Consider the following 19,731-nt stretch of genomic DNA (forward strand, 5'->3'; position numbering starts at 1 on the left):
ATCAATCATTGTTGAAGATGTCATCCTTCAATTTCAAGTTCACTGCCAGCATAGGTGATACATCCCAGAACATATCCTTTTTCACGCTCGGCTTTTGAGAGACAGTTGGGTTCAGGCATCATCGCATTGCCTTTGACAACCTTGACCTTGCAGGCACCGCAGCCACCCATCGTGCAACTGTAATGGAGCGGCGCACCAGCACGCAGACCAGCTTTCAGCAGGGTTTCGCCCACTTCCGGTAAAACATCAATCCCTGAATTTTTAAATTGAATGGAATGACTCTCTTGAGGCACCGCAAACGCTTTGTTTGACGGCGATGAAAATCGTTCAAGCTTTATGTCCTTTTCAGAGACTCCGGCTGTTTTGAGAGCCGTTTCCGCACCATCCATCATCGGACCGGGACCACAAATGAAATACTGGTGTTGAGTCGGATTCCTGACCAGTTCCAGAATTTTATTCCCTGTGAGCAAACCTGTTGACCCTTCAAAAGTTTTTGACGGTTTTTCCACCACATGCACCACACTGAATCGGGGCGCATATTGTTTGGCCAGTTGATCCAGACGTTTGCGAAAAATAATTTCCTTCAGAGATCGGTTCCCATACAGCAACATGATACGTGCGGACTCTGATTGTCTCAAAAGTGTTTCTGCCAGGCTCACCATCGGTGTGATGCCGGACCCGCCACCGATAAACACAAAAGAATTCCCTGTTTTTTCCAGTGAATCGAGTGTGAAAGAACCACTGGGTCCCATCACTTGAAGGACATCCCCCACCTTAACATTTTCATTCAGATAATTGGAAACCTTTCCACCTTCAACCCGTTTCACCGTCACGGCCACATGGTCATGATCCAGTGGGCAACTGGAAAAGGAATAAGCCCGACGGTATTCCTCGCCCTCAATATTCAGAATAAGGGTTAAAAACTGGCCGGGTTTATAGTCCGGAATTTTTCCATTCCGTGGTTTCATGATTATCGAAACAGCATTGTGAGTTTCCTGGCGGATTTCCAGAATTTCCATTGAATAAAGTTGCGGCAAAGCGGAAACTGCCACAGCACTGTTCTGATAACGTGACGCGCTTTGTTGAATACTGACCGCGGAGGCCACAGTCCTCGAATTTCTTCCGTGCGATGCGGCAGGGTTTTGGGTTGGGCTTTTCTCTCGTGTTAACTGATTAAACGCGAATCTTGCCATTGAACCGACGATTCCCATAGTGATCTCCTTATGAATCAGGTCTTTGCCTGAGTGGTGGATAATCCGGCTGAATGATGCCGTGTTTTACGAATGATTGTTGATGAACTGAAACAACAGTTGATTGACCTGAGCGGGTTGTTCCAGATGTAAAAAATGTCCGGCGTTCGGAACACGCGTTATCTGGAGACCTTGAGAAAAATCGTCAGAACGCATCATGTCATATAAACGTGAATCCATGCATCCATCACGTTCGCCTGTCAGTGCCAGTGTCGGAACATGAAGGGGAGCACCCAGCAGTTTCCAGGAACGCCGACTTTCTGACGAAAAGACCTCAAACAAGGCCCGGTAATAGCCCAATGCCGCGGCCTTGACACCGGGTTTTGAAAACGTATTTTTGATGGAGTGCATCATGCTCTCAGGGCATTTCCAGTCTGGTGACCAATCACGCCAAAGCTTCTCAATCAATGCCCAGTCATTGGCTTCAACCTTCATGTCCGCAATGACGCGCATCTGAAAAAACAGCATATACCAGGATTTTCGCAACTGAACGGGCAACAGACTCAAGGATTTGTAAAATCGACGCGGATGTGGAATCGCCAGTGTGGACAAAGACATAAATTTTTCCGGCGCCATGGCGCAAACCACATAGCTGATCACCGCCCCCCAGTCGTGTCCCACCAAATGAACTTTGTCTTCCCCCAATTCATCAATCCACTGGAGAACATCCCCGGCCACACTGCGTAGGTAGTAGGGTGCTTTGGTCTGGGATGAAGGCTCATACCCACGAAGCATGGGTGCGACAGCACGATATCCTCGGCCTGAAAAGAATTCGATCTGCTTCGAAAATGTCTGCTTTGTGTCAGGAAATCCATGCAGAAACAAAATGGTTTGTCCTGTGCCTTCCACGAGTGCTGAAAATTTCAAATCACCCGCTGATAACGTGATCTCGTTCATGAACCCTCCTTTGCCTGATTGAATCAATCGCTCAACTTCATCCGGGCCAGATTATAGGAAAATATTTTCAATTCTGTCAAATAAAAAATAGAGTAATTACTCAAAAACATCTTTACATGGCATTTTTTCTATCGTATAAGCGAATCATCGAAAGGGGGACAGAGAGTGTCTCTGAAAGATAAACCCCATGTCCTGAATTATGTAGGACTCCTGTATGCACATTCAAAAAAAGGAGAAGATATGATGTCAGATATCGTATTCAATTCATTGCCCTTAACCTTACGACATCGGGTTGCTTCCGTCATGGACGCGGTCAACATCGCCACGGAAGTCCGGAATCCCAAAGTTCTGTTAACCTTGCTCCCCTCAGCCACCCGTGGATTTTTGCTACAACAGGGAAAGCAGGAGGGCGAAATTCTGATGCAGGCCAACCATTCCGCTTCTTTCAATTTTTCTTACACTTCAGATTATCCTGAAATGTTTGATCTCTATTCACGAGCCAAGGAAAACCAGTGGAACGGTGCGACAGATCTTCCATGGAATGTGAATGTGGATCCTGAGAATCCTAATATTCCATTGCTTCCAGACAGTTTTCTTGCTCCGGAGCAACTGGTTGAAAAAAAAGTAAAACTGACCCCCAAAGAATATCAGAATCTGAAATACAGTGTTGTTTCCTGGATGCTCAGCCAGTTTCTGCATGGTGAGCAGGGGGCCTTGCTGGCAACCGCTCAAGTGACAGAATCAGTAAAATGGACCGACGGAAAATATTACGGAGCCACACAGGTCATGGACGAAGCACGGCATATTGAAGTGTTTCACCGCTATCTTTCAACCAAGCTCAACAAAATGTACACCATCAATGACAACCTGTTCACCATCATTGACGCACTCATGACGGATTCCCGCTGGGATATGAAATTTCTGGGAATGCAGATCATGGTGGAAGGTCTGGCGCTGGGAGCGTTTGGCACCATCTATAACCAGACTTCGGAACCACTGCTCAAGGAACTGCTCAAGTATGTGATACAGGACGAAGCCCGGCATGTGCATTACGGAGTGCTGGCCCTGAAAAAATATTATGAGGAACTGAGCGAAAAAGAACGGATTGAACGGGAAGACTGGGCCTTTGAAGTAGCACTGCTGATGCGCAACCGTTTTCTGGCGCATGAAGTGTATCAGGAATGGTTTGAAGGCACGATGTCCCGTGCTGACTGGAATGATATGGTGACCAGATCACCGGGAATGGCCAATTTCCGTTATGTCATGTACAGCCGTTTGATTCCCAACTTAAAATACATCGGACTCTTGTCCAAACGGGTTGAAAAACGTTACGAGGACATCGGCATGTTGAAATATGTGACCGGCAAAAACGCCAGTGAATTGTCCTTCAACGATATGATGAATGATCTTGACGCTCAAGCCGCAGAACGAGAATTGGCGAAAGCTTCCTGATTTTTCATTATCTGCTTTTCAGGCAGTCTTTGCGGGATTGATCGCATAGACTGCCGCCTCTGTTTCTTCCTCATTGATCTGCCTCCGCATTTTTTCTATGCACCAGGACCTGTGATAGTGTCTTGTATCTTCCCGGATTAGCTTTTAGAGTTCCGGATCTTTTCATCCTTGAAGTTTCATGTTTGATGTCAATTTCTCCGTGGAGACTCTATGCGTTTGACCCACCGCCCCCGACGATTGCGACGTTCTCCAGCAATCCGTTCCCTTGTGAGAGAAACTGTTCTTGCCCCACAGGATCTCATTTATCCCATGTTTGTCACAGAAGGAACCCGGATTCGTGATCCCATTCTGACCATGCCCGGTCAATTTCGATTGTCCCTTGACCAGATTATTCAGGAATGCCATGAACTGCTGGAACTCGGTGTGGGAGGTGTGAATCTGTTTGGTTACTCCACTGAAAAAGATGACCTTGCGACCAAAGCCCATGACCCGTATGGTTTGATCCAGCGAACGTTGCGTGAACTCAAAAAGGCATGCCCTGAAATGTGCGTTCAAACCGATATCGCACTGGACCCCTATACCTTTCACGGACACGACGGACTGGTGCGAGATGGCGAAATTGTGAATGATGAGACGATCGAAGTTTTGTGCAAAATGGCAGTGTCTCACGCTGAAGCCGGAGCCGATTGGGTTGCCCCGTCTGACATGATGGATGGTCGCGTTGGTGCCATCCGTGACGCACTCGATAATTACGGCTACAATCAGGTCGGAATTCTTGCCTATTCCGCCAAATACGCCTCCTGTTTCTATGGCCCCTTCCGGGGTGCGCTGGATTCCGCACCAAAATCCGGTGACAAAAAAACCTATCAGATGGACCCGGCCAATACGAGAGAAGCCCTGAAAGAAGTGGAACTCGACATTGCCGAAGGTGCGGATGTGGTGATGGTCAAACCGGCGCTGGCTTATCTGGATATCATTGCCAAAGTCAGGGAAACGTTTGATGTGCCGGTTGCCGCCTACAACGTTTCCGGGGAATATGCCATGATCATTGCCGCTTCAGAAAAAGGCTGGATCAACCGTGAACCTGCCATGATGGAAATGTTGTTATCCATCAAACGTGCTGGCGCGGACATGATTCTGACTTATTTTGCCAAAGACGCCGCCCAATGGCTTAAACAAAATTACGGGAGACTCTCATGAACGCAACAGTCACAATCCGCAATGCGAATGTCGTTCTGCCCGGAGGCGTAGTCCCAACAGATGTTCTGGTGGAGCATGGAAAAATTGCCGCACTCGGTCAGGGCCTTCAGCCCAAGGGCGAAATCATTGACGCGACCGGATTGACACTGCTCCCCGGAGTGATTGATCCCCAGGTTCATTTTCGTGAACCGGGACTGACCCACAAGGAAGATCTGCACACCGGTTCCAGAGCCGCCGCGGCTGGAGGCGTCACCAGTTTTCTGGACATGCCCAACAACAAACCCGCCATCACCACACGCCAGCTCATGGCAGAAAAAAAACAGAGTGCCGCCAAAAACTGTGTGGTCAACTATGGTTTTTTTATCGGAGCCACACCAGATAATCTGGAAGAACTGAACGCGGTGGAAAACGTGTGCGGAATCAAGATTTTCATGGGTTCTTCCACAGGCTCCCTCCTGGTGGACAAACGTGAGGATCTTGAGAAAATATTTGCGAATGGATCCAGACTCATCGCGGTGCATGCTGAAGATGAAGGCATCATGAATGACAACCGGGCACTCATGGGTGATGATCTGAAAGTTTCGATGCATCCACGCATCCGGGATGAAGCCGCCGCGCTGAAAGCGACCACCCTGGCCGTGGAACTTTCGCTCAAATATCAACGGCGCCTGCACATTCTGCATCTCACCACCGCTGAAGAAACTGAACTTTTGCGAAGACTGCCCGCAAACAATCGGATCTCCACCGAAGTTTGTCCCCAGCATTTTATTCTGACAGCACCAGACTGTTATCAGCGATTGGGAACGCTGGCCCAGATGAATCCGCCATTACGCACACAACGCCATGCCGACGCACTATGGCAGGGACTGAAAGACGGTGTGATCCACTGCATTGCCACCGACCATGCCCCGCACACGCTTGAAGAAAAAAATCAGCCTTATGGAACAGCGCCCTCGGGAATGCCCGGAGTTGAAACCTCGCTTCCGCTCATGCTCAATCGGGTCAATCAGGGGTTGTGCAACATTCAGGATGTCGCACGCTGGATGTGTGACGCACCAGCCCGGTTGTATGGAATGATTGGCAAAGGCAGAATCGAAGTGGGCTATGACGCTGATCTCGTGCTGGTGGATTTAGCCCTGAAAAAAACCGTCACCCGTGGTCAGTTGTTCACCAAAGTCGGCTGGTCCCCCTATGAAGGAATGTCCCTGCAAGGGTGGCCGGTGAGAACAATGGTTCATGGACAAACAGTGTTTCTGAATGGACAGATCCTGGAAGGCATCCGTGGGCAGGAACTGCGCTTTGATTCCAGCGCCGCAGAGTCGACCAACCAACGAAGATAGAGATAACTATGGAAATTGTACGCTTTCGTGACGATAGGACCCCAGACAAACCTGTCGTCGCAACCATCGGAAACTTTGACGGAATGCATCTAGGGCACCGGGCACTGGTGGACTCGGTGCTGAAAGAAGCGCAGATCCGTCAGGCGGTTGCCGCTCTGGTAACGTTTGATCCGCATCCACAGGAAGTGTTACAACCAGACAAAACCGTCAGCAAGATCTGCACACCTGAACATCGGGTGAAATTGTTTGAAGAAGCTGGACTGGATATTGTTCATATCATTCCCTTCACCAGAGAGTTTTCCTGTCTGTCGCCCGAAGAATTTGTCCAGCGTTTTCTGATGGAACATTTCAATCTGAAACAACTGGTCATCGGACACGATTTCCATTTCGGGAAAAACCGGGCCGGCAATGCGGAACGATTGAAACAAATTGGACAGGCACAGGGCTTTGATGTACAGAAGGTTTCCGCTATTGAAATCGGCGGGCAAACCGTCAGTAGCACTCTCATCCGGAAGTTGATCCAGGAAGGGCGCTTTAAGGAAATTCCGGAATATCTGGGGCGTTTTTTCAGCATCTATGGCCCCATCTCTCATGGAGATCACCGTGGCCGAACATTGGGACTGCCGACCGCTAACATTTATCCCAATACAAGTCTGGCCATTCCAAATGGAGTGTATGTCACCGAAATCCATTTTCCGAAAGATATTCGTTATGGCATCACCAACATTGGCGTCAAACCCACTTTCGGCAAAAATCAATTTTCTGTAGAAACCCTGATTTTTGAGTTTCAGCAAGAAATTTACGGCAATTTTATCGAAGTACGGCCCTTAAAATTTCTAAGGTCTGAAACCACTTTTCCCGATGCGGAAGCACTCCGCAAACAAATCCACCAGGACATGGAGCAGGCTCACGGATTTCTGGATCAACAAATTCCCGGCTGGCGCCGAACCTGAAGGAACCGCATGTATCAATACCTTCCAGAACGCATCATCATTGATCAGGCCGTGGAACATGAACCGCTGACTCAGGAAATCCTCCAACGATTTTCGAAGGTGCCGCAAGTGTTTGTGGAAAACTATGCATGGCATAAAGATGAACCGTCACAAGATCCTGAAGCAAACCACCTGACAAGGGGCAAAAAAACCCTGCATCTGAAATATTTTAAGGGCGATGCTTTCAAACTTTGTCCGGGTGTGACCAATGGTGCCGTTTGCTGTAATTATTTCACCATTGATTTTGTGGAAAACTGCCCGTTTGAATGCACCTATTGTATCCTCCAGGCTTTTTTGAACAAACCGGTCATCACCGTCCATGCGAATGTGGGAGATATTCTGGAACAAGTTCAAAATCATGTTCTGCAACATCCCCAACGTTTGTTCAGAGTTGGAACCGGCGAACATTCCGACAGCCTTGCGCTTGACCCGGCCCTCGGTCTGAACCGTCATCTGATCCGCTTTTTTGCCAAACTGCCCAATGCGGTTCTTGAACTCAAAACCAAATCAGACCATGTGGACCATTTGCTGGACTTGCCGCATGGTGGCAAAACGGTCATTGCATGGTCGATCAATCCTGAATACCTGGTCACCCATGAAGAATTCAAAACGGCCCGGTTGCATGAACGACTGCTTGCGGCCCAAAAAGCATCAGAAGCTGGTTATAAAATCGCATTTCATTTTGATCCGTTGATCCAGTATCCTGATTGGAAAAGTGGCTATGCGGAAGTGGTCCGGCTATTGACTCAAACCATTGAGCCACAACGCATCGCCTGGATCAGTCTGGGGAGTTTGAGATATCTGCCCAAACTCAAACAGGTCGTGGAAGAACGATTTCCCAACAGCCGGATTTTCCTGGGCGAATTTGTTCCTGTTGGCGATGGGAAAATGCGCTATCTCAAGCATATTCGACAAGAAATGTTTCACTTCATGGAAGATCAACTACGCCAATGGGCGCCTCAGGTTCCGCTCTACCTGTGTATGGAAAAAGCCTCTGTCTGGGAAAACTCAATGACGGCTCATCCTCATCATTCCGAGGAACTGGAACAGATGATTTCCAGTCAATTTCAACAAAATTTTTCTGAGGCAGGAGGCGCCAATGAATGAAGGGTATTCCACACAAATTCCTTTGTTTCCCTTGTATGGCACAATTCTTCTGCCAAAAACAATTTTGCCCCTGAATATTTTTGAACCCCGTTACAAACAAATGCTGGAACACGCACTGGAAAATGATTCCTTGCTTGGCTTGATTCAACCAGTAGAACCCGGTGGCATTCCTTTGTTTGAAACAGGCTGTCTGGGAAAAGTAGAATGGCGTAAAAAACTGCCCAATGGCAACTCCTTAATCCGATTGCATGGTTTGATCCGCTTCAGTGTGAAGCAGGAACTCACAGTCGAGACACTTTATCGCCAGGCAATTGTGGATTATTCGGCATTTTACAATGATCTGGAAGATGGTGAGACGATGGAGGACAGTGACGACACTGAGTTTTTTGAAGTGTTTGCGGCTTATGTTTTGCGCAAAAAGATTCAGATTGACTGGACAAAAATCAAATCCATTTCCCGGAAATACCTGATCAATCTATTGTGCATGAATCTGGACTTCATGGGCATTGAAAAACAGGCACTGCTTGAATCCCCCAATCTGATCTCCCGCCGCGAGGATTTGTTGTCATTGATGCGCATGGATCAGATCAATGAGTCTTCCGACATGACATCTCAAGCCCTGAATTGAACCACCCCTCGTCTATAATTCGAGGGGTGCAGTGCGACCTTGATGCTCCTCCTGTCAACACATCTTCGCAAACTCTAATCCGCAATAAAAGAACAGCAATAATCCGTAATTTTTTTGATTTTCAGTCCAAATTTGGATTTTGCGGGAACATCAAACGATTCTCCGCCCTTCACAGTTCGCCATCCAGATTCACCAGGTAGTGAAACCTCCAGATCTCCAGACATGATTTCCATGATTTCTTTAGCATCGGTATTGAATTCATATTCGCCCGGAAGCATGATGCCCAGAGTCTTTTTGGAACCGTCGGGAAACACGACAGAACGGCTGGTAACATTTCCATCAAAATAAATATTTGCTTTTTTAATGACAGTAACACTTTTGAATTCACTCATGAATACTCCTTCCTCAATCATTGTAATGGTTCATTGGATAGTCCCCTGAAATAAAGCGTGCTCAGAGAATTGAGTAGATAATTTTTTTGTTTGGAGAACTCAAGTTGGAGTTTATTTGAAGCGTTATGAGAGGTGAATCTATTTCAAAAAGGCAGGCGACAGCCCCGCAACAACAGGGCTGTTCAAAATTTAAGGATTGTAGGAGTAAACGCTATTTTGGCAATTAGCACCGTCAGACCCGCCAATATAAAATACTTTTCGGTCATCCAGCACCACAGCCACCCCCTGATCTCTTGCCGCAGGCAAATTTGCTTTGGGTATCCATGTTCCATCAAAGGCATACCATTCAAAGGCACTGGAACGAACCCCCGGAGCTGTGGAACCACCAACCATAAACAGTCGATTGAACATTTTCCCTGCGGATTGATATGCTCTGACATTTGGGCTTGATGAGGAAACACCCCAAGTATCCATCACCGGATTATACGTTCTGACACCATTGGAGTAGTTGCCTGCAAAGTCATCACCTCCAAAGATAAATATATTGTTTCCATCCACCGCAGATCCAGCATAGTAAGTACCTGTTGGAATCGCCATGAGAGCTGACCAGGTGTTCAAAACAGGATCGTATACATAACTGACTCCAGTTGGATAACCGCCAACAACATATATTTTATTGTTAAATACCTGTGCTGACATTCCGACCCTCGCATCAGGAATGTTGGCTTTTGTTTCCCATGCATAGGCATCCGGATTAAAAGCCTCCACAGAATTTGTTGGTGTACCGCCAGTGGTTTCGCCGCCAATCACATAAAGCTTGCCGCCAACCACCGCATGTGCCGCACCTTTGCGGGGTGTGGGCATATTATAGCCGGAAGACCATGTATCATACTCCGGATCGAAAATCTCCATGCTGTTCAGATAATAATTGGAAGCATCAACACCGCCAACCACATAAATCTGTCCGTCCAGAACACCTCCGGCAGGAGAGCATCTGGACTCACTCATTGTGGCTATGGTAGTCCATGTATTATTTCCCTGAGTTGTGAAAGTCAGGGTATATTGCCCGCCTAAAGAATTGCCCACAACATCACGGATTCCAGGATGCAATGTGATTGTATAAGCGGCACCAGCATCCAGTAAAGCTTCCGTAAAGAAATATACAGTGTATGTGGTCGCATCATAGGCAAAACGCCCGGGAACCATACTATTGTTGCTGTCTTTGGTAATCCGGAACGAGTTGCTGTTGATTGAATTCACGTCCAAATCTTCGTCAAACTCCACACTAATCATGCTGTCCACCGGCACATTGACAGCATTATCCATCGGGGCAGAGTTGACTATCGCAGGGATGTCATGATCTGAGTCGCTTCGATAATATTGATATACTTCCTCGTCTGACAGTGCCCGAGCACGGATCATCAAGGAACCCACCACACCATTGAAGAACAGTTCCGGAATACCGGAGGTGTTCTGTAAAGCACCGAGAATCAGGTTTGAGGATGGATTGACCGTTGTGTCAGCATTGATAAAGGAGGCGCTGGTTTCATGTACCCCATCGATATACAATGTCATTTCGATGACGTCGATGACAATATCAATTCTTGTCCATGTATTCAACGTGAGTACCGAATAACTCGTCATAGAATCCGGGGTTGCTGAGTCACTGTCACGGACACTCACAGTCAGATAACCACTGCTGTCAACAGACAAACTGTAGGAATCAAACATCGTGGAACCATCAAAATCGGATTTTGAAATAATGCCGGAAGAGCCTGTTCCCGGAAAAGAATCCGCTTTCAACCACATGCTGAGGGTAAGACTCCCTGTTCCCGGATTAAGCGAGGCATCATGAGGGAAACTGATATAGGAATCTGTGCCATTAAAACTGTAGGCATTGTTTGGATCGCCTCCAGGTCCTGTGGTTAAAGTAGCGTTGAACACCGTGCCATCCAGATGATTTTTTCCGTAATCATTCGCATCTCCCTTAAACCCATAGGCGGCAGTCAGTTGCAGGTCATCCGTTCCAATTCGAAGCACAATGCCATCGGACATTCCCTGATTGGTATTGCCCTCAAAGTCACCATCTGTATGTCCCGCAATGATTACTTCATTTTTGGGGCTCAAGGCCAATGCGCTTCCTGAATCGTCAACACTGGTTCCATTCTGAATCCCCCAGACGATTGAAGCGAAATAATCGGTATAATCATATCTTACCAGAAACAAATCATTATTTCCCATAGGAGTTCCTCCAAACAGAGAACCCTGTGTGAAACCTGTGATATACAAAGCATGGTTGGCTGGATCAATCGCAATATCATGAGCTTCATCCCATCCGGATTCGCCCAGCATGGTTGTCCATTTGTCCATTCCGTCAAAAGCATTGAATGCCATCACAAAGGCGTCATAGGATCCACTGTTGGAATTTCCGCCAATTGAACCATCTGTGTAACCCGTTACAAACACATTGTCATTATCTGCGGCCATGGCTGTCGCTGTATCGCTATACATGGAACCCATTTGCCGCATCCACCCTCTTCGGCCAAGGTGATCATACCGCACCACAAAGACATCGGTACCACCGGCATTGGAACCCCCAAGCGATCCGCCTGTATTTCCAGAAATCAGAACCATTCCTGTATGATCCAAAGCCACACCTGTGGCCAGATCAGAAGCTGAAGTTCCAATCTGCTCAGCCCACTGCAGATCAGTGGCACTATTGAACTTGAGGAGTACCGCATCGGTGTTTCCATAACTATTGTTTCCAGCCAAACTGCCGGAAGTGTACCCTGCCACATAAATGGAACCATCGGGATCGAGAGCAATGTCATAGGCTTCATCATCCCCAATGATGCCAATCTGTTTTGACCATTGACGGTTGCCATTCCAATCATATTTTACCAGAACGATATCGAGTCCGCCTTCGTAAGTATTGCCATCCAAACTGCCGCCTACGCTACCGACCACAAACACATCGCCTGCGGTATTGGTCGCAACCGCATAAGCGACATCTTCACCGCTGGTGCCAAAGGTGCGTGACCATAGTTTCGTTCCAGAAGAACTGTATTGCACAATAAACGCATCGCTCCCCCCTGCACCAGGCCCATCCAGATCACCGGTAGTCGAACCAACCACATACACGACACCATCCTGATCCATCGATACATCATGAACCTTTTCCTGGTAGGCGGTTCCGAACTGTTCAGGCCCGCCCCCGCAATTGGAAGTACAGGTACAATTGGAAGTACAGGTCCCACCACCAGAACCAAAATTAACCATAACCGGAGTATTGTGATCCGTCATATCCCCGATTCCAAGCTGACCCATTGTATTTGAGCCCCAACACCAGGCATTCTGGGCACCGTCCATCGCACAGGCATGATATTGACCAAGGCTCAATTGCATAATGTTATTAATTGTAAGAGCAGATGGAGAATTTTTATCGGTGTTTGTTCCAATACCCAACTGCCCTGAAGTTCCACTCCCCCAACATTGTACATTCCTGTCATAAAGATTTGCGCAGGTAAAATCAAAACCCGCATCAATCAACCGAACCGAAGGCAGGGACATCGTCGAGACAGGGACATTGCTGCTGGCGGCAGTCCCGTTCCCCAACTGGCCCAGAGTATTGTCACCCCAACAGCGGATTTCACCACTTCCTAACAGCGCACAGGAATGAATATCTCCAGCACTCACATGCATGGGTCCCTGCAGATTGGCAACCCATACAGGCAGTGGCTGATCAAGATTATTGCCATCACCCAATTGACCAGATCCTCCCTGGCCCCAACAGGCAACAGATTGATCGCTTGTCAGTGCACAGGTATGCGCTCCACCGGCACTGATTTCCACCACATCATTGATCCCCTGCACTGCGACAGGAGTGTTGCTGTCAATCAATGAATTATTACCTAATTGTCCGTGATGGTTACGTCCCCAACAGCGCACACTGCCATCATTCAGCACGGCACAGGCATGATCGTTTCCGGATGATACTTGAACAGCCGTCGAAATACCTGTCACTTGCACAGGCGACCATTGATCCAAGTTACCACCATCACCCAATTGTCCAAAATCATCTTTTCCCCAGCAAACAACGGTCCCATCTTTTTTGAGAGCACAGGTAAAATCGAAGCCAGAACTGACTTGGATCGTATCTGTTAATCCAATAACATTAACAGGTATGTTGGAACCGCCGATGTTCCCATTGCCAAGGTTTCCATTTGAACCGGATCCCCAGCATTTGATTTCCATGCCATCAGTTGCACATGTATGGGAAGCTCCTCCAGATATCTGAATCTGATCGTCATCACCGTTCGAGAGTGACACATCAACAGGATCAAAACCATTGTAAACCGGATCCGTTGACACAACCGGACCCAGAAAAACAGTGACATTTTGCGGACCATCCAGCAATTCATCATCCACTCCATAAAGATCAATGGTCTGTGGAGTATTCCAGTTGGCAGGAGTGAAGGTCACATAAGGATAAGTGATGACTTCTGTGGGATCACTGGTCTGTACCTCAATCGTAACATCCGCAATCGGTGCGCTGTTAAGAACAATCGTGAAATGTTCCTGCTTTGAACCACTTTCTGAAGTTCCTGTTCCACTCAGAGCACTCACGGTGACACCAACACTCTCGTCATCCTCATTGATCACCGTCACATCATCTGGTTCAATACCGATATAGGTTCCCACAGAGGCTGTGTTATCAAGAAAGATGGAAAAATTCTGATTTCCGTCCGCGATAGCGTCATCCACACCGGTCACAGTGACCATCTGAGGAGTGTTCCAGTTGCTGGTTAAAAAGGTCATGCCCGGCGGTGAAACCGTTCCTTCATCAATAGCGCTACTGGTGATTCCAATACTGATATTTCCAGCAGGTTGGCTTTGAAGCATGACAGTGAACGTCGCGGTTCCACCGGCTTCAGTGGTATTGCCGCTGATGGCACTGACAATGAATCCTGGAGTTTCGTTATCTGTTACGGTTGTTGTGACATCGACTGGGTCAATGCCATTATAATTGGCATCAGCGGAGGTTGCCTGTGACAGGGCAATTGTTACAGGTTGATTCCCATCCGCGACAATATCATCAACGCCTGTGATCGTAACACTTTGTGCGATATTCCATGTGGTTGCGCCAAAAGTAAGAGTGCCTGGAGTCACTGTCGCTTCCAGAAGATTACTGCTGGTGACCGTGAGGGTCACATCCGCGGTAGGCTGGCTGGTCAATTTAACCACAAAATTTCCGGTTCCTCCTGCTTCTGTCACATTGCCGATCAAGTCACTCACAACAAAACCAGCCGTTTCATTGTCCGTGTTGATCACGCTCACACCCGCAGGGGCCAAACCGTTGTAATTGGCATCTGTGGATACTGTTTTTGCCAGCGCAATGGTGTATGTCTGATTGCCATCAATGATGAAATCATCGACGCCAGTGACTGTTACTGTCTGATCCGCGTTCCAGTTCGCCGCGGTAAAAGTCAGTGTCGTGGTTGACAAAGATCCTTCCGTCGTATCAGAACTTGTGAGAGCCATTGACACATCAGCCGTTGGTTCACTGGTTAGCTTGACAGTGAATGTAGCGGTCCCACCAGCTTCCGTGGTATTGCCACTGATGGTACTGACAAGAACACCTGCCGTTTCATTATCCACATTGATGACATCCACATCTGGAGGATCAAGCAGATTATAGTCGTTATCGGCAGAAACAGCTTTATCCAAAACTATTTTATAAGGAATATTGCCATCAGCCAGATTATCATCCACGCCAGTGACCGTCACAATTTGAATAGCATTCCAGTTATCAACTGTGAATTTGAGCGATGCGGGCAATGCCGTCCCTTCAGTGAGATCAAAACTTTTTACAGCGATGACAACATCTGACACAGGTTGACTGGCAAGGCTAACCCCAAAAGTGGCGGTTCCACTGGCTTCAGTTGTACTCCCACTGACGGTGCCTACTAAAAACCCGGGAGTTTCGTCATCAATGTTGGTCACATTGACTGCAGTCGCAGGATTGCTGTTATAGTTAACATCTGTTGACACAGTGGGACCAACTTTGATCTGAAAAAGCTGATTCCCATCATGCAGAAAATCATTAATACCTTTGATGGTAACTGTTTGGGGGGCATTCCAGTTAGAAGCAGTGAATGTCAGCGACGAAGGCGAAACTGTTCCTTCTGAGATATCAAGACTTGCGATCGGAATAGTAACGTCTGCATAAGGTTCACTTTTCAATTCAATACTGAATGTTGCTGTTGCGCCACCTTCAGTCACTTTGCCACTGACAGCACTAACAGTCATGGCGCTTCCGCTCATCGAACTGACAATAAAGCCTGCAATTTCGTCATCCACATTGATAACAGCCACATCCTCTGGATCCAGAAGATTATAGTCCTTATCCCCAGAAACAGCTTTATCCAAAGCAATCGGATAATTGATGTTTCCATCAGCAATATAATCATTCACGCCAGTTACTGTCACCATCTGGATCGTGTCCCAGTTCGCTACGGTGAATTTGAGAGACGCAGGCAATGCTGTCCCTTCGGTCGTATCCATACTTTTTACAGCAACAACAACATCAGAATTAGGCTGACTCGCCAGACGAACACCAAAAGTAGCTGTTCCACCGATTTCAGTAGTGTTGCCACTAATTTTACCCACCAGGAATCCAGGTGTTTCATCATCAATATTTGTCACGTTGACGGTGGTAGCCGGATATCGATTATAGTTAGCATCCGTGGACACTGCGGAACCAACCCTGACCTGAAAAATCTGGTTCCCATCATGCAGAAAATCATTAGCGCCTGTGACCGTAACAGTCTGGGGAACATTCCAGTTAGAAGCAGTAAACTTCAAGGACGAGGGCGCAACAGTTCCTTCTGACGTATCAAAACTTACAACTGGAATGTCCACATCCGCTACAGGTGCACTTTTCAAAACCACCGTGAATGTGGTTGTGGAGCCGGTTTCTGTGACTTTGCCGCTGATTGTGCTCACCTCCATCCCCGCAGGGTTGCTCAATGCCGCTGTATTTGTAAATGCGACATTCGTACTTGCAATATCAGGAAGAAGCGAATCCTGCACCTTGGAAATAAGATTGGTCTGCGTCGTCTGAACCACTGAATTCATTGTGGCACTGTCGATACGTTTTGTCAGATCGCCTTTTTCCTGCAACTGCGCAACCAGATTGATGGTATTAGACATCTGATCCAAGGCCGCGGAATTTTTAAGCACATCCGATGCGCTGGCATTGCTGGTCTGCAGAGATTGAATGCTGGTGACCACGACACTGACGGTCTGGTTGGCAATGTCCTTGCTGTTATCAAACAAATCACCGGTACCGCTTTTGGCTTCACTGACCAGTTGTGTGAAAGAAGATGAATTTGGGTCAAAAGACTTGATAAAATCACAAATACTTTTCCCTACAGTTTTGGCGACAGCACTCGAAGAAATATTTCCTGGAACAGTCATATCGGCCAGTTGCTTTTCAATTAGATCGCCACTGACCTCCAGCATTTTCATGATTTCTTCAGGATTCTTGCCCGAAGCACTCATTTCAGTCATACACTCAGTCAGCGCATTTACCTGATCAGAAGTGAATTTTCCGGATGCTTTTGCCAAAAAAGAATTGCTGTCTGAAGACGCACTTTTACTGACCTGAACAATGGTATCAAGCTGTGCTCCTGAAACCTGAGAATCAACAGTGGTGGTATCCAGTGGTTTATCAAAAGAATCCAGGGGTCGGTTATAAATAGTATTTGTTTGTTTTTCGGCAGCGCGCATGAGTGTTTTTGTAACCACTTCCAGTTGATTTCCCTCAGTAAAATCATTATTGCTTTTCAGCAATTCGGCCGTCGACATCAAATTTTTTATTCCCACATCTAAAACCGCTACCGCCCTGTTTTTAGTTCTGTCATCATTGGTTCCAACCTGATTGGCGGCTTGTTGTGCCAAAAATGGAATCACATCCGCACTGGCATTGACAATCGCAACAGCCTTGTTTTGGGATTGACCGGTCAACCCTGCTGTGTTCTGCAGAGCGGATACAATTATCCCGGTTTGCAGGGTAACGCCACCAGTAGCAGAAGTTTCAAACAAAGCGGCCCCGGAGCTTGCAAACAACTTAAAGATCTCCTTAGATGGCATTTGACTGTTATTATTGGCATCTTTTGTGATTTCTTCAGTGAGACGGGCTACCATGGCCAGAGAGGACGCAACCTGAGCCGCATTGGCATTTTGGGTGGGATCTGATGTCAACTCAGTAACACTCAAACCGGTTTGTGTCTGAGTTTTTTTCTGTACATCTTCCAATGAACTGTCAGGTGACTGAATCAGATTAGACGCCATCAATGAAGTCACCGGTGTGACAGAAACCTGACTCTGATCAGGAACTGTTGTGACGTTAATATTTTCAGGGGGTGTGATGCTGACAACCGTATTGAGGGTCATCCCTGGTAAATCAGCATCGCCTTTGGATCCATCAGCACCAATATCAACACCATCAGCACTTTCAATAATCACAGAAACAGGATTCAACGAGTCAGGATCGCTACCCACAGCAAAATCAAAGGTGTAGGTCCCATCCTCATTCGTTACAGCCGTATAGGGATTTCCATTTGCATCCACCAGAATTTCACCCGTTTTAGGATTTCTGGCAATGAGTGTTGAGCCCGCGATAGGCCCATCCACCACTCGTCCGGCGGCACGTCCGGCAGTGATTCGTTCGAGCATCACACGCCCGGCGGTTATACGCTCCAGCATGACTCGATTACCACCGGGTGCCTCATCGCAACTCTCAAGCACCAGAAGTGACATTGCCATGAGGATCAAACTCACCCAAAGCGCGGACTTTGTTTTTCCGCTGATCCCTTTTTTCTGAAAATGTGGCATGTTCATAAAGCCTCCCTAAACCGCTGAGATGTGTGATAAAGATTATGGATATTCTATTTCAGGTGGTACTCAAAAAATAAGAGATGTGGGACTCCAAAACTCACATTGTTTCAGGACCCTTCCGTAAATAGATCTTTTTCAGACGACAAAAGTTCAACACTATGGCCTTTTTATAACAGAAATTTGGAGCATGCTCCATCCCTCAAGTCGATTATTTTAGTAACCTTAATAATATCAAATCTCAATACTCCTCCGCTTGTCAGCAATTAACCTTGAAATCCACTGATAGAACCTGTTTAATTCGTCCTCAACCAAACCAAGCATCCCGGGTTGTGAATCGTGTTGATTTAAACTGTATGGGCTACCAATTTAAGCCGATACAGTTAAGTACCCGATCAAAAGTTTTTTAAATTACTCTGGTTCCTGACGTCTCGTCGGGAACCGTTCCATAATGCATCTCTGGTGCCCTTCCACGGCTCCTTGGCAAACCACCGGAGGTGGGATTATGACACGGTGCCGAAAAAGAAAAGTGTACCATTTATTTCTTGGCAGGGCCTAAGGGGATTGCTGAACAAAAGAAAAACTTCCAACAAAACGCTGATCACCGAACTTTTTGGCCGAAAAACAGCACAAAATCGGGTTAGCGTGTCGTTGGACAGGAGAGACAGTTACTCACAATCTGGTAGAAAATAAGAAGTCAGAGGAAATGATTTTTAATCCGAGGTGATCAACCATTGGATCAAAATCATGATCATCGTGCAGTAATAGCAAGTTTTCTTGAATACAAAACGTACCAATAAGAACATCCACTGTTTTACGGATAGTAATGCCTTGTTTTCTCAATCGCCTATAATTTATGGCGCTTTGCAGGGCTAGATCATATCCCCCTATTGTGCGACAAGGAAGAACATCTAAATGAGACTTGGCCTTTTCAAAATCGCGGTCAAAGCGAAACCCCTGTAGAACTTCTGTCAAGATTAAATCACCCATCAGAAGAGGTACCGTCTGTAATAATTGATCTAACAGTTCAGTCTGCCAAGCTATTTTCCCATTGAAATAACTAATCCATACGGAGGCATCCACCAGAATCATGAATTTTCCTTTATCGATTCGGTATCAGCAACCCACTGAAGTTTACCTCGAAGTTTACGGATCTGTGCTTGTTTTTTTACTTGGATCAATAACCGCAGGCCTTCTTCAACAGTTGCTTTTTTAGTTTTGAGTTGGCTGAGTTCTATAGCTTCAGACAGTAATTGATCGTTAATGATAATATTAGTCCTCATTTGACCTCCTATTGTGTATAGTTTTTATTATTCGTACACACTAGGCCATAGAAAAGCAAGAGAACTCTATGCCAAAAACATAAGAGGCGGCGTAATACAAAGGGACGGGGGGTAGTTCAGCCCAACAAATCGCTGAGGCTGACGGCAACCAAAGCGCGCCCATCATGAAATTTTGCCACCTGTGCAGGTGTATTTTACGCAACCAGTTTAAACTCAAGGACATGATGCTTAAACCAGGTTGGATATTCCTGATTCTTTTTTAAGGCCGTCACCGAAGCCAAGGCCACACTCC

Annotated in this window: 12 protein-coding genes; 6 read left to right on the forward strand and 6 right to left on the reverse strand. The window is 46.9% G+C overall.

Annotated elements, in window-relative coordinates; translation table 11 throughout:
- Positions 1-20: 20 nt before the first annotated feature.
- Together HQM11_08540 and HQM11_08545 are read right to left on the reverse strand one after the other, a co-directional pair.
- A complete protein-coding gene (locus HQM11_08540) occupies positions 21-1,211 on the reverse strand; it encodes a ferredoxin--NADP reductase (GenBank protein ID MBF0351068.1) in 1,191 nt (396 codons plus the stop codon).
- Between the two features lie 66 nt (positions 1,212-1,277).
- The gene (locus tag HQM11_08545; protein MBF0351069.1) at positions 1,278-2,147 is read right to left on the reverse strand and encodes an alpha/beta hydrolase; all 870 of its coding nucleotides are present in this window, start codon (positions 2,145-2,147) and stop codon (positions 1,278-1,280) included.
- Between the two features lie 240 nt (positions 2,148-2,387).
- On the opposite strand from HQM11_08545, the gene HQM11_08550 reads away from it, so the two are divergent.
- The 6 genes from HQM11_08550 (at position 2,388) to HQM11_08575 (ending at position 8,866) form a co-directional block, all read left to right on the forward strand.
- Positions 2,388-3,599: a ferritin-like domain-containing protein gene (locus HQM11_08550; GenBank protein ID MBF0351070.1), complete on the forward strand. Its 1,212-nt coding sequence runs from the start codon at positions 2,388-2,390 to the stop codon at positions 3,597-3,599.
- A 210-nt stretch (positions 3,600-3,809) separates the two neighbouring features.
- Entirely contained in the window at positions 3,810-4,799 is a 990-nt protein-coding gene (hemB, locus tag HQM11_08555; GenBank protein MBF0351071.1) for a porphobilinogen synthase, read from the forward strand.
- Positions 4,796-6,139: a dihydroorotase gene (locus tag HQM11_08560; GenBank protein ID MBF0351072.1), complete on the forward strand. Its 1,344-nt coding sequence runs from the start codon at positions 4,796-4,798 to the stop codon at positions 6,137-6,139. The genes hemB and HQM11_08560 overlap by 4 nt, the downstream gene beginning before the upstream one ends.
- Before the next feature lie 8 nt (positions 6,140-6,147).
- Positions 6,148-7,092: a bifunctional riboflavin kinase/FAD synthetase gene (locus tag HQM11_08565; protein MBF0351073.1), complete on the forward strand. Its 945-nt coding sequence runs from the start codon at positions 6,148-6,150 to the stop codon at positions 7,090-7,092.
- A 9-nt stretch (positions 7,093-7,101) separates the two neighbouring features.
- Positions 7,102-8,238 (forward strand): DNA photolyase, encoded by a 1,137-nt coding sequence (locus HQM11_08570; protein MBF0351074.1) that lies wholly within the window; start codon positions 7,102-7,104, stop codon positions 8,236-8,238.
- Entirely contained in the window at positions 8,231-8,866 is a 636-nt protein-coding gene (locus tag HQM11_08575; GenBank protein MBF0351075.1) for an LON peptidase substrate-binding domain-containing protein, read from the forward strand. Before HQM11_08570 ends, HQM11_08575 begins: the two co-directional genes overlap by 8 nt.
- Before the next feature lie 74 nt (positions 8,867-8,940).
- On the opposite strand, the gene HQM11_08580 is transcribed toward HQM11_08575, so the two are convergent.
- From HQM11_08580 to HQM11_08595, 4 genes are all read right to left on the reverse strand, one after another.
- Positions 8,941-9,258: a pyrimidine/purine nucleoside phosphorylase gene (locus tag HQM11_08580; GenBank protein MBF0351076.1), complete on the reverse strand. Its 318-nt coding sequence runs from the start codon at positions 9,256-9,258 to the stop codon at positions 8,941-8,943.
- A 189-nt stretch (positions 9,259-9,447) separates the two neighbouring features.
- Positions 9,448-18,162, reverse strand: a complete 8,715-nt coding sequence (locus HQM11_08585; protein MBF0351077.1) for an Ig-like domain-containing protein — start codon at positions 18,160-18,162, stop codon at positions 9,448-9,450.
- A 666-nt stretch (positions 18,163-18,828) separates the two neighbouring features.
- Positions 18,829-19,248, reverse strand: coding sequence for a PIN domain nuclease (locus HQM11_08590; GenBank protein MBF0351078.1), 420 nt, complete (start codon positions 19,246-19,248; stop codon positions 18,829-18,831).
- A complete protein-coding gene (locus HQM11_08595; protein MBF0351079.1) occupies positions 19,245-19,439 on the reverse strand; it encodes a type II toxin-antitoxin system VapB family antitoxin in 195 nt (64 codons plus the stop codon). Before HQM11_08595 ends, HQM11_08590 begins: the two co-directional genes overlap by 4 nt.
- Between the last annotated feature and the right edge of the window lie 292 nt (positions 19,440-19,731).

This window comes from SAR324 cluster bacterium, assembly GCA_015232315.1.
In the GTDB taxonomy this organism is placed as follows: domain Bacteria; phylum SAR324; class SAR324; order SAR324; family NAC60-12; genus JADFZZ01.